Raw genomic sequence first — 12,579 nt, forward strand, 5'->3', positions numbered from 1 at the left:
TGGAAAAAGGACTCAGTCTAATCGTCGCCTTGCAAGGCGTCCAGTTAGTTGGCTAACTTCATTTGCCTTACAGCGTTTCCATCCCAGCAACAATGCAACACGGCCCCGGTGTCGAATCATATGCACCGTCATCTTTCTGCCAACCCCATAGCCTGCCAAACCAATGCTCAGAAAATATGAAAACGGCCCGCCCGCAAGCGGGGGGCCGTTTTCATGTCGTGTTGCGTCCACTATCCAGCAGGATGTCACGGATATCGGGCCAGACGATGACAGCTGCCAGTCCCGTCGATGACATGTCAGCGAATCATTCGAAGATGGATTCCAGCGACAGGCCCTGTTTCTCGAGCATGCGACGCAGTTTCTTGAGCGCCTCGACCTGAATCTGACGCACTCGCTCACGCGTCAGACCGATCTCCTCTCCGACCTCCTCCAGCGTGGCGGCTTCGTGACCCCGCAGCCCGAAGCGGCGTACCACCACTTCCATCTGCTTGTCGGTCAGCTCCGCCAGCCACTCATCGACATGTGCCTTGACGTCGACATCGACCAGACTGGACTCGGGGCTGGTGTCATTTTCATCGGCGATCGTCTCGATCAACGGCTTGTCGCTCTCGCCGCCCATCGGATAGTCCACCGAGGACACTCGCTCATTGAGCCCCAGCATCTTCTTGACCGTCTCCACCGGCTTGTCGAGGAAATCGGCGATTTCCTCGGCCGTCGCCTCGTGATCAAGCTTCTGCGTCAACTGGCGAGCAGCGCGCAGATAGATGTTGAGCTCCTTCACGACATGAATCGGCAACCGGATGGTGCGCGTCTGATTCATCAACGCGCGCTCGATGGTCTGACGGATCCACCAGGTGGCGTAGGTCGAGAAGCGGAAACCGCGCTCGGGGTCGAATTTCTCCACCGCGCGTATCAGGCCCAGATTGCCCTCCTCGATCAGGTCGAGCAGTGACAATCCGCGATTCAGATAGCGCCGTGCGATCTTGACCACCAGACGCAGGTTGGATTCGATCATGCGCTGCCGGCCGGCAGGGTCTCCCGCCTGCGCCAGTCGCCCGAAATAGACTTCCTCTTCCGGCTTGAGCAATGGCGAGAAGCCGATCTCGTTGAGGTAGATCTGCGTTGCATCCAGGCTCTGGTAGTGCTTGCGCTCTTCACGGTTCAGGGCGCGTTCGAATGCCGCCTCTTCCGCTTCAGCCTCAAGCGTATCGTCTTCCTCGACATCATCGAGGGACAGCTCCACCTCGGCCTGATCGATATCCTTTTCCAGCATGCTCATGTCGATACCCCGTTGTCTCTGGTCTGGTGCCAGGAACTTCTTGTTGTGGCAGCGGTGGACGTCAGCGCTTGGGCAGGAACTTCAAGGGATCCTTCGGCTGCCCATCCTCGCGGATCTCGAAATGCAGCTGCGCACGTTCGGCGTCAGTGGCTCCCAGAGTGGCGATTACCTGTCCGGCCTCGACAACATCATTCTCCGAGACGCGGAGGCTGTCGTTGTGGGCGTAGGCACTCAGATAACGGTCATTGTGCTTGAGGATGATGAGGTTGCCGTAACCGCGCACTCCACTCCCCGCGTAGACCACAATCCCCGGCCCTGCTGCCTTGACAGGTTGCCCCTTTTGACCAGCGATATCAATGCCGCCCGTCACACTCTCGGACTCACCGAATTTGCCGATGATCTCGCCTTGCGTAGGCCACTGCCAGTCAACGTTTTTTACCGGCACATAGGTTTTCTTGGCCGGTGCCGCCTCGGGTGTGGCGCCCGCAACGTTGGTCCCCTTTTCAACCTTGTCGGAGGCACTTTTCACGTTTGCCGCCGCCTTGTCACGCTCGGCCTTGGCCGCTGCCAGCTGCTCGGCCTTCTCGCGATCCGCGGTCTCCTGCGCCGCCTTGCGAGCAGCAGCCTCGGCCTCACTCGCCCTGGCCTGGGCATTGCTGCCGGCACTCTCCAGTGCCTCGCCGGCTCGGGAAGCATCGTCCGCGGCCTGTGCACGCGCAGACTCCGCCAGCGCCTCTTCACTGCCTTCCTGATACACGGGGCCCGGGCCGACGCCCGCAGCAGCGGCCGCGCCCGTGGCAGCCGCCGCGACGCCGCCGCTACCGGTGGTCAGGGACTGCGCCTGGGAAGCACGCTGCTTCTGCTGAGCAATGGCCGACTCATCCGGAGCCAGCCAGTCAGGCACCTCGCCGCCGCTGGCGATGGCGTCATCGCTGCCGCCAAGCCCGGTCGCCACCACGCCCGTGCCTGATGCCGACCCCGATGCCGTGCCGGCCGTACGGGAGTTGCCGGCATTCGCGGGCAACGGTGCCTGAGGGTCGAGGCGCAGAGTCTGCCCGGGCTGCAAGGTGTAGGGCGGGCGCAGGCCATTCATGCGCGCCACGTCACGGAAGTCCTGGCCACTCTGCCAGGCGATGCCATAGAGCGTGTCACCGCGCTGGACCGTATAGCTGTCTGCGGTGATGCGTGTCGTGCCACCACTGAGATCCTGGATCTGTGGACGCGTCGTGGCGGTACTGCACGCCGTCAGAGCGCCCAGCGCCAGACCCGCCAGCGCCAGCTTGAATCCCTTGTCCATCATGTCAGGCATGTTCCTGCTCCTTGCGGGAATCACTGGAAGAATCATCCGGTCCTGAGCGCTCACCCGCGAACCAGACCAGTAGGATACCTGCCAGCATCAGGGCAAGCGCCGCCCACAACTGGGCAGGCTCACCTGTCACGCTGGTATAGGTCTCCGGCATCATTAATTGATAATCTAACGGTACCTGCTCCCCCTTGGGCCCCAGTCGATAATCGGTAATCGTGCGCCAGGGCCACAGCACCGGCAGCGAGCCGAGGATGAAGCCGACCAGCAGCATCAGTGTCGCGGTGTGATGGTGACGAAACAACCATGACAGTACACGCGAGAAGGTGAACAGTCCGATGGCGCAGCCACTTCCGAACAACAGGATCAGCGTCAGATCGAAGCTCTTGATACCTGTCATCACGGTGCCATAGAGGCCCATGGTCAACAGCAGGAAGCTGCCGGAAACGCCCGGCAGCAACATGGCACTGATGGCGATGGCCCCCCCGGCGACGATGACCCAGGGCGCATCAGTGCCCGCTGGCAGAAGGCTGGGCAGCTGACTGGCCAGTACCAGCCCCAGTACCAGCCCCAGCACCAGCCACACCAGATACCCGACCCTGAAGCCGGTAATGCGCCGCGCCACGACCACACCGGAACACACCACCAGACCGAAGAAGAAGGCATTGAGCAGCAGCGGCTGCGCCTCCATCAGCCAGGTGACGAGGTGCGCCACGCTGATCAGGCTGGCGAGAATGCCGGCGGCAAGCGGTAGCAAGAACGCCAGATTCAAGTGCTGCCACAACGCCTTGACGCCCTGTTGACGCCAGACACCGATGGCGGAAGGTCCGAAGCGCTTGATGGTTTCGATCAATTCTTCATAGATGCCCGTCACGAAGGCTATCGTGCCTCCCGAGACGCCGGGCACGGCATCGGCAGCGCCCATGCCCGCCCCCTTGAAGAACACGCTCAATGCTCGTTTCACCTGATCACTCCCTCGAGCAACGGCACGAAGCGCACAGCCTCGAGCCGCTGAATATCCTGAGTGTCGCCGACGTGGCGCACTCGTGTCAGCCATTGACGATCACTGCCGTCTTCCGCCAATGGCACGATCATCACTCCCTCCGGTGCCAGCTGCTGGAGCAATGCCTGCGGCAAGTGCGAGGCACATGCCGTCACCACCACCAGATCAAACCCCGGCAGGGTCACCGACTCCTGGACGGCCGTCTCACGCGCCGTGGTCTGCCAGCCGTGCCCGCCATCGGCGTGACGCAGCTGGACATTGTCCAGCCCGAACCACTCAAGCCGCTGCCGGGCACGCAGATGCAACAAGGCGATACGCTCCAGCGAGGCCACCTGACCGAACAGCCGCGCCAGCAGCAGGGTCTGGTAGCCCGAACCGGTGCCGACCTCCAGCACCCGACACTTCTCGCGCGGGCGCGGTGCCGAGGCCAGAGCCAGCTCCGTCATGCGGGCATGCATGTAGGGCTGCGACAATGTCTGCCCCTGCCCCAGCGGCAGGGCGGTATCCTCATAGGCGCGATGCGCCAGCGCCTCATCGAGAAACAGATGGCGCGGTTCCGCCGCCATCAGATCCAGTACCCGCTCGTCCTGGATGCCAGCCTCTTCCAGTCGCGTGACCATGCGATCACGCGTTCGTTGAGAGGTCATGCCGATACCGCTCAACTGCGCGGCATTCGGGCGCTCCAGGCGCATGGGCACCGGTGGCGATGAGGTTCGAGTGGCCGACGAATCCGCCATGGCTTGCCCACTCTCAGACTGCACTGCGGGAAAACCGTTCTGATACACGTCCTTCATGACATCGAATTACATCCTGTCGACCGACGCGCCTGCGCCGGCTTGCTGATCGATCCCCGACACCCCTGACCGTCAGGCGGTGGCGCGCGAGGTCAACTCAGTGCTTCCAGCCACTGCTCCACATCCTGACGCGCCGCATGGGAGGTCAGGTCGGTCATCAACGGCGTGATGGACACATAGCCGGCCGCGATGGCCGCGAAATCGGTGTCCTCACCATCGTCGACTCCGTCCCCGGCCAGCGCGATCCAGTACCGGGTGCGCCCGCGAGGGTCCTGCACGGCGATCGGTGCGCCCGCCGGACCACGATGCCCCTGGCGCGTGACGCGAAATCCGCGGATCTCGTGCCAGGGAACATCCGGCACATTGACGTTGAGCAGCGAACGCGGCGGCAAGGCCAGCGTCTCGGCCGCGCCGACCAGACTCGCCGCCACACGCCCTGCCGTCTCGAAATGGGTCTTGCCACACAGCGACATCGCGATCGCCGACATGCCCAGCGAGCGACCTTCCATCGCCGCTGCCACAGTGCCGGAATACAGCACATCGTCTCCCAGGTTGGCACCGTGGTTGATGCCGGAGATCACGATATCCGGTTTCTCGTCCCAGACACCGTTGACCCCCAGATAGACGCAATCGGCAGGGGTGCCGTCGACACTGTAGAAACCGTTGTCCATCGCGGACAGCATCAGCGGGCGACTCAGGGTCAGGGAGTTGCTGGCACCCGAACGATCACGGTCCGGTGCCACCACGCGAATTCGCGCGTGATCACACAGCGCATCATGCAGGGCCTTGAGCCCGGGGGCATGTACCCCATCATCATTGGAAAGCAGAATCTTGCGCATCGTCTCACCTGTTCATGTTCATCGCGGTGTCATGTCGTGGCGCACGCTGGGCAGGCCGCTACAGCAGCGGGTGGGCAATCAGCTCACGCAACAGGCCGGTGGCGAAGCTGCCGCGCGGAAGATCGAAATGCAGCCACGCACTGGCCGCAGTCGCCTCGGCATCGGCCTGGGCCGGCGTGATGGCCCACTCCAGGCGAGCATTGGCAGGCATCAGGCGCAGTGGCCGACGCTCGGCCTTCACGCCAGCCTTCTCGAGGCCGTCACAGAGCTGGGGCCAGCTGGACGCCAGCACCTGCTCAAGCGCCGCGACCTGCGCATGGGACTCGCCACGGCCGGTGCCCCACAGCGGGCCCGTGGGGTGGATATCCCCGTCGGCAAGGCGCCGGGTCAGCGTCTCGACAGCTTCGCTGCCATCGGTGACGAAGCGCGATCCCGTCCCGTCGAGCGCGAACACCTCACCGCTCAACGCCGTCGCCCAGCAGCCAGCCTTGAGACGCGCGGCCAGCACTTCGTTGAACAGGAAGCTGCGCGCGGTGGACAGCAGCATGCCGCTGCGATCATCACGCTTGCGCCAGCCACGTATCAGTACGGCGCGTGCACGCCCCAGGTTATGCCCCTGGTGCCCGAAACGCTGCGGACCGAAATAGTTGGGCACCCCATCGCGTATCAATGTCTGCCAGCGAGTCTCGAAATCCGGATGGGCCACGGCCTCGCCGCTCACCCGCAGCGCAAAGCGATTGCCGCGATGCACGCCACGCTTGAGCTTGCGCGGGTGCCGCACGCTGGCCAGCACGCGTGCCCCCTTCTCGGCCAAGGCCTCACTCAGATGCTCAGGGGCTTCACGCCCCGGCAACCATACCGAGACCCACTGCTGGGTAATCGCCTGCTTGTCCTTGAGTCCCGCCACGCCAATGTCACGCGGTGCCACGTCACAAAGACCTGCCAGTTCGCGGCACAGCTCGTCAGTAGTCAGACCGCGCTTCTCGATCCAGAGCCACTGGTGCTCCCCATGACCTTCGGGCACGAAGTCCATCAATTCCGTGACGCGAAAGTCTTCCGGCGTGTGTCGGAAGTCACCTGCGCCCAGCGGGCCGCCATGGGCATGCGGCCAGCGCTGCATCAGCTCGGCTTCCTTGACCCATGGCTCGCTGCCGGCGGCTTCCAGTGCCGTTCGCGCCGCGACAGACAGCGCATCGGACTCGGGCGGCTCAGACATGGCATTCACTTCAGACATGCTCGGCTCCACCCGCGGCGGGCAGCCTGCCAAGCACCGCCACGGCCTCGGCGGCGATGCCTTCCTTGCGACCGGTGAAACCGAGACGCTCGGTAGTGGTGGCCTTGACGTTGACGACCGCCACCGGCACACGCAGGTCCTCGGCGATCACCTCACGCATCGCCTGGATGTGCGGCGCCATCTTGGGGGCCTGCGCCATCACGGTGAGATCGACATTGCCGACCCCGAAACCAGCGGCATTGATCAGCCCGACGACGTGGCGCAGCAGGCCGCGACTGTCCGCCCCGGACCACTCGCTGTCGGTATCCGGGAAATGCTTGCCGATGTCGCCCATCCCGCAGGCCCCGAGCAGCGCATCGCACAACGCATGCAGCAATACATCGCCATCGGAATGCGCCACGAAACCGTGTTCGTAGGGGATCTTCACGCCGCCGATCATCAGATGATCGCCGTCGCCGAAACGGTGGACATCGAAGCCATGCCCGATGCGCAGTGACATCGGGACATGCCCGGAGGTCGCGGGGGAGGTCGTGGAACTCGAAGTGTCGGGGGTCACGGGATGATCCATCATGTCAGGCAGGTGTCCGGGGTCTGTCGGCGTGATCCTCGCGGGCCGCCAGCAACAGGCGCGCCATGGCGAGGTCTTCCGGATGGGTGATCTTGAGATTGTCGCGCGCCGCGGGCACCAGCACGGGGGATCGTCCACAGGCCTCGAGTGCCGAGGCCTCATCGGTGATGCGCTCGGGCTGCTCCGCGAGGGCGGCACGCAGCGCCGTGCGCAACAGGCCCAGCGGAAATGCCTGGGGCGTGAAGGCATGCCACAGCCCTGTCCGGGATTCGGTATGCGCGATGCGCTGCGCTGAGCCCTCGGTACGTTCCACGGCATGGCTCAGTACAGCGGCCCGCTTCATGGTGTCACTGGCGGGAGCGGCCAGAATGGCGCCGTCGTCACTCTCGCGTGCCGCCTTGACCAGCGCCTGGATGTCGCTCTCGCGGACACAGGGACGCGCCACATCGTGTACCAGCACGAGGTCATCATCACTCGCCACTCGGCTCAGACACTCGAGTCCCGCCAGCACGCTGTCGGCACGCTCGCTGCCACCATCGGCGCGCAGCCACTCCTGCCATGGCACCATCGTCGGCGTGAAATAGGCATCCTCCGCACCCAGCACCAGACACAACCCGGCCTCGGGCAATGCGCGCCTGAGGGTGGTGAGGGTCGCCTCCAGGACACTGCCGCCGGGCGTCAGTTCCAGATACTGCTTGGGACGGTCAGCCTGCATGCGGCTGCCCACGCCTGCGGCGGGTACCAGATACCAGAGACGCGGCGCCGGGGCATCATTCATGCGAGTCATGGGTTGAGCACCTTGGGCAGGCCCTCTTCCAGTCCCTTGCCTTCCAGCGCCCCTTCCGCCACTTCATCCGCGGACGAGACCTGGCGCTTGGGTACCTCGACGTTGGGCACCCACAGGAACTGCTCATCCTTGCGCACCATGCCGAGATCGTTGCGCGCACGCTCCTCGATGGCCGCCAGACCATTCTTGAGATCGACCACTTCAGCGCCCAGGCGTTGATTGCGGTTGTCCAGCTGCGCCGCTTCCCTGGAGAGCTGCTGCACGCGGGCACGGATGTCGAACAATTCGGTGACGCCATTTTCGCCCCACCACAGCCGGTACTGGAGCAGAGCCAGCAGTAGCAGCAGTGAGATATTGATCCATTTGAGCATGGCAGTGTCCTTGGCCGTTGCAGCGGGCATTATGCCATCATCAGGGGACGCCGCGCAGGCTCTGCCACGCTTGACTGCGTCCTCGCCAGCGCACGTCTTTCCCCGGGGCGATTGGCGCCCTGGCGCTCATCGCCCGTCACGTCCCTCAAGGAGGCCCACCATGTACAAACTGGCATTCTTCGTTCCACACGAAGCACTGGAAGGTGTCAAGGAAGCGCTTTTCGCCACGGGTGCCGGACGCATGGGCGAGTACGAGGCCTGCTGCTTCGAGACGCGCGGCACGGGGCAGTTTCGTCCGCTGGCCGGTGCCAATCCGCATATCGGCGAACGCGGCACGCTGGAACGTGTCGAGGAGGTCAAGGTCGAGATGGTGTGTGAGGACGCACTGATTCGCACGGCAGTGGCCGCACTGCGCGAGGCGCACCCCTACGAGGAAGTGCCGATTGACTGCTGGCGACTGGAAAGCTTCTGAAGGTGCGATGCCCACCCCGGCCACGCCGTCAAGCGACGGCAGGTCCCGGGGTGAAGCCTGACCACGGCCCGCTCAGTGCTTGGGCAGATGTGTCGTCTTGAAGAAGCGCTCGCGCGTCTCGAGATCGATCTGTTCCAGATGCAACGGGAATTCGCCTTCTCCCTGGCGGGCACGACGGTCCTCGAAATAGCGCCTCAGCGTCACTTCCATGGTCGGGAAGGCCAGTGACTGCCAGGGAATCTCCTCTTCGGCGAACAGCGCCACCTCGAGACTTTCGATACCCGCGAAGAAATCGCTGGTCAATTCGGCGCGAAACAGCATGTAGACCTGATTGATGTGCGGCAGATCAATCAGGGTGTAGAGGCCCTGGAGATTGACCTCGGCCCCCGCTTCCTCACGCGTCTCGCGGGCAGCGGCCTCACTGGTGGTCTCCGCGTTCTCCATGAAACCGGCCGGCAGTGTCCAGTACCCCAGGCGCGGCTCGATGGCGCGGCGACACAGCAGCACCTTGCCATCGCGTATCGGCAGGGTACCGGCGATGATGCGTGGGTTCTGATAATGGATGGTGCCGCAGCTATCACACAGGTAGCGCAGTCGATCATCTCCTTGTGGCACCGCCAGACGCACCGTCTCACCACAATGGCTGCAGTAGTTCATTCGCTCTCCCGTGAAACTCTTGAACGCCGATGCCCGGGCTCGGCTTCTGGAAATGGTGCCGCTGACTCGGCCGGCTGTCACCTCGCATCTTGACCGCCTCACATCCCACGCCACAAGATGAAGGTCAACGAGGACCCGACATGCTAGAAGCTCTGCGCCAGCGCCTGCAATCCCATCACCCCCGTATCGTGAGCAACGACCAGCCACGCGCTGCGGTACTCATCGCGTTGATCGACCGCCCGGAACCGACGCTGCTGCTCACGCAACGCGCCAGTCACCTGAGTCAGCATGCCGGCCAGGTCGCCTTCCCCGGTGGCAAGGCGGAGCCGGAGGATATCAGTCTGCTGGCCACGGCGCTGCGTGAGGCCGAGGAGGAAGTGGCTCTGCCCTCCGGCGAAGTGGAGATATACGGGCAACTGAGCGATGTGATCTCGCTGCACGGCATGACCGTGACGCCTTTCGTGGGACGCATCGCTCCCGACCTGCCGCTGCGCGCCGACCCCGGCGAGATAGCGCATATCTTCGAGATGCCACTGAGCATGCTGCTGCGCGATGAACGCGCCCACACCGACGTCATCCGCGTGGGCGATGACACCTGGTACGTGCCCGGCTATCAGGTGGCCGGGCAGCTGCTGTGGGGGCTTTCCGCGATGATGCTGGTGGAGATGATGGCCATCGGGTTCGGACACACCATCAGCCTGTCCTCCCCGCCACCGCCCGGGGCTCCGTTGCGCCACCTGCCACCTCGCCCCCATGCACCACGGGCATGAGCCTCTGGCGTGATTGACGCATGTCTCGCGGGCTGAGGATTGCCAGGCCTTCACTCAAGGCATTGCGCCCCTGCGCGTGCTGCTCTATAACACTGCGCCTTGATGCCTTCTGCCCTTTTTCCGGAGCGCCCGATGCCCGCTGCACCCGCCCCACTGCTGGACCCCACCGCGCTCAACCTGCTGATCGATGAACTGGTCGAGCATGGCTACAGCGTGCGCCCGGACTTTCTGCCGGCACACCTGATCCGCCATCTCAATGACGAGTTGCGGGCGCTGGAGAGCCATCAGCGACTGACGGCTGCGGGAATCGGACGCGGGCGTGAGCATGACCTTCGCCCGGACATCCGCGGTGATGCGATTCGCTGGCTGGATCGCGATTCGCGTGCCCAGCGTGCCTACCTGGAGGCGATGAATGTCCTCAAGGATGAACTCAACCGTGCCCTCTATCTGGGGCTGTTCGAGTACGAGGCGCATTTTGCCCACTATCCGGTCGGCAGCTTCTATCGCAAGCACCTGGACAGCTTCCGCGGGCGTGGCAATCGCCTGATTTCCAGCGTGCTCTATCTCAATGCCGACTGGCCGGCGGACGCCGGTGGCGAGATCGTGCTCTACGACCCCGAAGATGACAGCCGTGAAATCCGGCGTGTCACCCCCGAGGCCGGGACCTTCGTGTGCTTTCTTTCCGAACGGATCCCCCACGAGGTGCTGCCGACGAAACAGGCGCGCGCCAGCGTGACCGGCTGGTTCCGCCGCAACGCCTCGCAGGGCAACCTGGTCGACCCCTCCCGCTAGTGCGACCTACTCCTCTACCCTCCCCTACCCCCTTGCAACGCACGTGAGGCATGCCGCTCACACAAGTCCTCAATCTGCGTTGCGCCCGTCGGATGCCTCGCCATGGCGGGGCGCCTGGCGCTGGCTTTCGCCCTCATGAATCTCGATCTCCTCGAGACTATCCAGGGACGCCTCGGTGATCAGCTCCGGCATGTCGACGGCCAGCTCGCGAGTCACCTCGACCAGCGGGTCATTGACCTCGGCATCCCGCAGGTGCTCCTCGGCGGCCTCGACCAGTTCCGGCCCGACGGCAAGCTCCGTTCCCAGTGGTGTCTGTGGCGCATGGGTCTCGAAGGGGGCCAGCGGCTGCGGCGCCGGACGCATCACGCGTCGCCAGACGAAGAAGGCCAGCATGCCACCGCCCATCACCGCCAGACTCAGCGCCATGCCGGGCATGGCACCCATCTCGGCCATCGGCAGTGATACGGCCGGCGGTGACAGGGTCGAGCCCACGGCATTGATCAGCAACAATCCCTGACTCATGCGCACCAGCGCCCCGGCGGGGGCACGGTCTGCCGCATGGCTGACCGCGACCGGATAGAGCGTGAAGGCCGCGCCGCCGAGCAGGAACAACACCGTCAACTGCGCGATGCCTTCGCGTGCCGGCCCCATCAGCAAGGCGGCGAACCCGATGATGGCCACCGACAGGATGATCAATACCTGCTGACGATCATGACTGTCAGACCAGCGCCCGATGGGATACTGCAGCAGCATGCCGCCGAGAATCACCAGCGCCATGCGCTGCCCGATCTCCGCGGTGTCCAGCACGCCGCCCTCCCCCAATGCCAAGGGCAGCAGGCTGTAGAGCACTGCCACCACCAGCCCCGAAGCCAAGCAGCCGAACACGCCGGTCGGTGTGATGCGAATCAGACGCCAGGGACTCAACGGCTCGGATTGCTCGATCAGCGGTGATACGCGCGGCAGCAGCACCAGCGGCAATACGGACGCCGCCGCCAGCATCGCCACCAGCATGAAGGCCGCCTCGAGACTCAGCATGGCGGTTACTCCCAGCAGCAGCTGCCCCAGCACGCCCGCGCCATAAAGCACGATCATGTAGAGCGCCAGCAGGCGTCCGCGTACGGCAGGGTCGGCGGCACTCAGCAGCCAGCTCTCGATGACCAGATAGACGCCGACCAGCGACCAGCCGATCATCATGCGCAGCAGGAACCACACCACGGGATGATCCCCCAGTCCCATGGCCAGGGCGGCGACTGCCACCAGCGAGGCGAAGCCGGCGTAGGCTCGGATGTGTCCTATGCGCAGCAGCAGGCGGTCGTTGACCAGCGCTCCCAGTCCAAGCCCCAGATAGTAGGCGGAGCTGATCAGGCCGATCGCCTCGCTCGAGACACCGGCGGCAGACAGCCGCAGGGGGACCAGCGAAGTCAGCATGGCATTGCCGATCCCCAGCAAGGCAAGGCCCAGCAAGGGCGCGAGAGACATCAACAACAGATGACGGGGCATGACCAGTTCCTCGGCCAGGCGCAGGACTGCGTTCGGCCAATGCCGCAAGGTGCGGAGAGCTACGGGAGAGGGAAGCGCCCTGCAGGAATCTCGCAAGGCGCGGGCAATATAGTGACAGTCTGCGCCAAATCCAAGTGTTTTTGCGTCAGCTTCACGTCATTTCGCGACATCGTTCATTGTCTCGCCCCGAATCTCGCGGCCAGCCCGGTC

14 protein-coding genes are annotated in these 12,579 nt (G+C 64.3%); 3 read left to right on the plus strand and 11 right to left on the minus strand.

Translation table 11 applies throughout. The features are described from left to right. Positions 1–304: 304 nt before the first annotated feature. The 9 genes from rpoS to ftsB form a co-directional block, all read right to left on the minus strand. Positions 305–1,279, minus strand: coding sequence for an RNA polymerase sigma factor RpoS (gene rpoS, locus AC26AR_RS12530; protein ID WP_077375080.1), 975 nt, complete (start codon positions 1,277–1,279; stop codon positions 305–307). Positions 1,280–1,340: 61 nt separating this feature from the next. Further along, a complete protein-coding gene (locus AC26AR_RS12535; protein ID WP_254696544.1) occupies positions 1,341–2,588 on the minus strand; it encodes a peptidoglycan DD-metalloendopeptidase family protein in 1,248 nt (415 codons plus the stop codon). After that, positions 2,581–3,546, minus strand: coding sequence for a DUF368 domain-containing protein (locus AC26AR_RS12540; protein ID WP_488107140.1), 966 nt, complete (start codon positions 3,544–3,546; stop codon positions 2,581–2,583). The genes AC26AR_RS12535 and AC26AR_RS12540 overlap by 8 nt, the downstream gene beginning before the upstream one ends. After that, entirely contained in the window at positions 3,543–4,277 is a 735-nt protein-coding gene (locus AC26AR_RS12545; protein ID WP_488107907.1) for a protein-L-isoaspartate(D-aspartate) O-methyltransferase, read from the minus strand. The genes AC26AR_RS12540 and AC26AR_RS12545 overlap by 4 nt, the downstream gene beginning before the upstream one ends. Positions 4,278–4,471: 194 nt before the next feature. Then, complete coding sequence (gene surE / locus AC26AR_RS12550; protein WP_136938778.1) at positions 4,472–5,218, minus strand: 5'/3'-nucleotidase SurE; 747 nt, start codon at positions 5,216–5,218, stop codon at positions 4,472–4,474. Between the two features lie 58 nt (positions 5,219–5,276). Beyond that, positions 5,277–6,452 (minus strand): tRNA pseudouridine(13) synthase TruD, encoded by a 1,176-nt coding sequence (gene truD / locus AC26AR_RS12555; protein WP_308457330.1) that lies wholly within the window; start codon positions 6,450–6,452, stop codon positions 5,277–5,279. Continuing rightward, the gene (gene ispF / locus AC26AR_RS12560; protein ID WP_169477230.1) at positions 6,445–6,951 is read right to left on the minus strand and encodes a 2-C-methyl-D-erythritol 2,4-cyclodiphosphate synthase; all 507 of its coding nucleotides are present in this window, start codon (positions 6,949–6,951) and stop codon (positions 6,445–6,447) included. Before ispF ends, truD begins: the two co-directional genes overlap by 8 nt. Before the next feature lie 73 nt (positions 6,952–7,024). Further along, positions 7,025–7,807: a 2-C-methyl-D-erythritol 4-phosphate cytidylyltransferase gene (gene ispD, locus AC26AR_RS12565; protein WP_077375089.1), complete on the minus strand. Its 783-nt coding sequence runs from the start codon at positions 7,805–7,807 to the stop codon at positions 7,025–7,027. After that, positions 7,804–8,178: a cell division protein FtsB gene (gene ftsB, locus AC26AR_RS12570; protein ID WP_077375092.1), complete on the minus strand. Its 375-nt coding sequence runs from the start codon at positions 8,176–8,178 to the stop codon at positions 7,804–7,806. Before ftsB ends, ispD begins: the two co-directional genes overlap by 4 nt. 160 nt (positions 8,179–8,338) lie before the next feature. Between ftsB and AC26AR_RS12575 the strand changes: the two genes are divergently transcribed. After that, positions 8,339–8,650 (plus strand): YqfO family protein, encoded by a 312-nt coding sequence (locus AC26AR_RS12575; RefSeq protein ID WP_084208043.1) that lies wholly within the window; start codon positions 8,339–8,341, stop codon positions 8,648–8,650. Positions 8,651–8,722: 72 nt separating this feature from the next. On the opposite strand, the gene AC26AR_RS12580 is transcribed toward AC26AR_RS12575, so the two are convergent. Beyond that, the gene (locus AC26AR_RS12580; protein ID WP_488107141.1) at positions 8,723–9,307 is read right to left on the minus strand and encodes an NUDIX hydrolase; all 585 of its coding nucleotides are present in this window, start codon (positions 9,305–9,307) and stop codon (positions 8,723–8,725) included. Between the two features lie 140 nt (positions 9,308–9,447). On the opposite strand from AC26AR_RS12580, the gene AC26AR_RS12585 reads away from it, so the two are divergent. Further along, a complete protein-coding gene (locus AC26AR_RS12585; RefSeq protein ID WP_136938781.1) occupies positions 9,448–10,077 on the plus strand; it encodes a CoA pyrophosphatase in 630 nt (209 codons plus the stop codon). A 132-nt stretch (positions 10,078–10,209) separates the two neighbouring features. Beyond that, positions 10,210–10,869, plus strand: a complete 660-nt coding sequence (locus AC26AR_RS12590; RefSeq protein ID WP_077375102.1) for a 2OG-Fe(II) oxygenase — start codon at positions 10,210–10,212, stop codon at positions 10,867–10,869. 69 nt (positions 10,870–10,938) lie between these two features. On the opposite strand, the gene AC26AR_RS12595 is transcribed toward AC26AR_RS12590, so the two are convergent. Continuing rightward, positions 10,939–12,369, minus strand: a complete 1,431-nt coding sequence (locus AC26AR_RS12595; RefSeq protein WP_488107142.1) for an MFS transporter — start codon at positions 12,367–12,369, stop codon at positions 10,939–10,941. Between the last annotated feature and the right edge of the window lie 210 nt (positions 12,370–12,579).

It is taken from the genome of Cobetia sp. PS-4MA (assembly GCF_057670765.1).

What these genes read in the sequence shown, in the direction of transcription:
- rpoS (WP_077375080.1), bottom strand. Translation starts at nt 1,279, where the DNA reads ATGAGCATGCTGGAAAAGGATATCGATCAGGCCGAGGTGGAGCTGTCC.
- AC26AR_RS12595 (WP_488107142.1), bottom strand. Translation starts at nt 12,369, where the DNA reads ATGCCCCGTCATCTGTTGTTGATGTCTCTCGCGCCCTTGCTGGGCCTT.
- AC26AR_RS12535 (WP_254696544.1), bottom strand. Translation starts at nt 2,588, where the DNA reads ATGCCTGACATGATGGACAAGGGATTCAAGCTGGCGCTGGCGGGTCTG.
- AC26AR_RS12585 (WP_136938781.1), top strand. Translation starts at nt 9,448, where the DNA reads ATGCTAGAAGCTCTGCGCCAGCGCCTGCAATCCCATCACCCCCGTATC.
- AC26AR_RS12580 (WP_488107141.1), bottom strand. Translation starts at nt 9,307, where the DNA reads ATGAACTACTGCAGCCATTGTGGTGAGACGGTGCGTCTGGCGGTGCCA.
- ispD (WP_077375089.1), bottom strand. Translation starts at nt 7,807, where the DNA reads ATGACTCGCATGAATGATGCCCCGGCGCCGCGTCTCTGGTATCTGGTA.
- ispF (WP_169477230.1), bottom strand. Translation starts at nt 6,951, where the DNA reads ATGTCACTGCGCATCGGGCATGGCTTCGATGTCCACCGTTTCGGCGAC.
- AC26AR_RS12575 (WP_084208043.1), top strand. Translation starts at nt 8,339, where the DNA reads ATGTACAAACTGGCATTCTTCGTTCCACACGAAGCACTGGAAGGTGTC.
- surE (WP_136938778.1), bottom strand. Translation starts at nt 5,218, where the DNA reads ATGCGCAAGATTCTGCTTTCCAATGATGATGGGGTACATGCCCCCGGG.
- ftsB (WP_077375092.1), bottom strand. Translation starts at nt 8,178, where the DNA reads ATGCTCAAATGGATCAATATCTCACTGCTGCTACTGCTGGCTCTGCTC.
- truD (WP_308457330.1), bottom strand. Translation starts at nt 6,452, where the DNA reads ATGTCTGAAGTGAATGCCATGTCTGAGCCGCCCGAGTCCGATGCGCTG.
- AC26AR_RS12545 (WP_488107907.1), bottom strand. Translation starts at nt 4,277, where the DNA reads ATGCGCCTGGAGCGCCCGAATGCCGCGCAGTTGAGCGGTATCGGCATG.
- AC26AR_RS12590 (WP_077375102.1), top strand. Translation starts at nt 10,210, where the DNA reads ATGCCCGCTGCACCCGCCCCACTGCTGGACCCCACCGCGCTCAACCTG.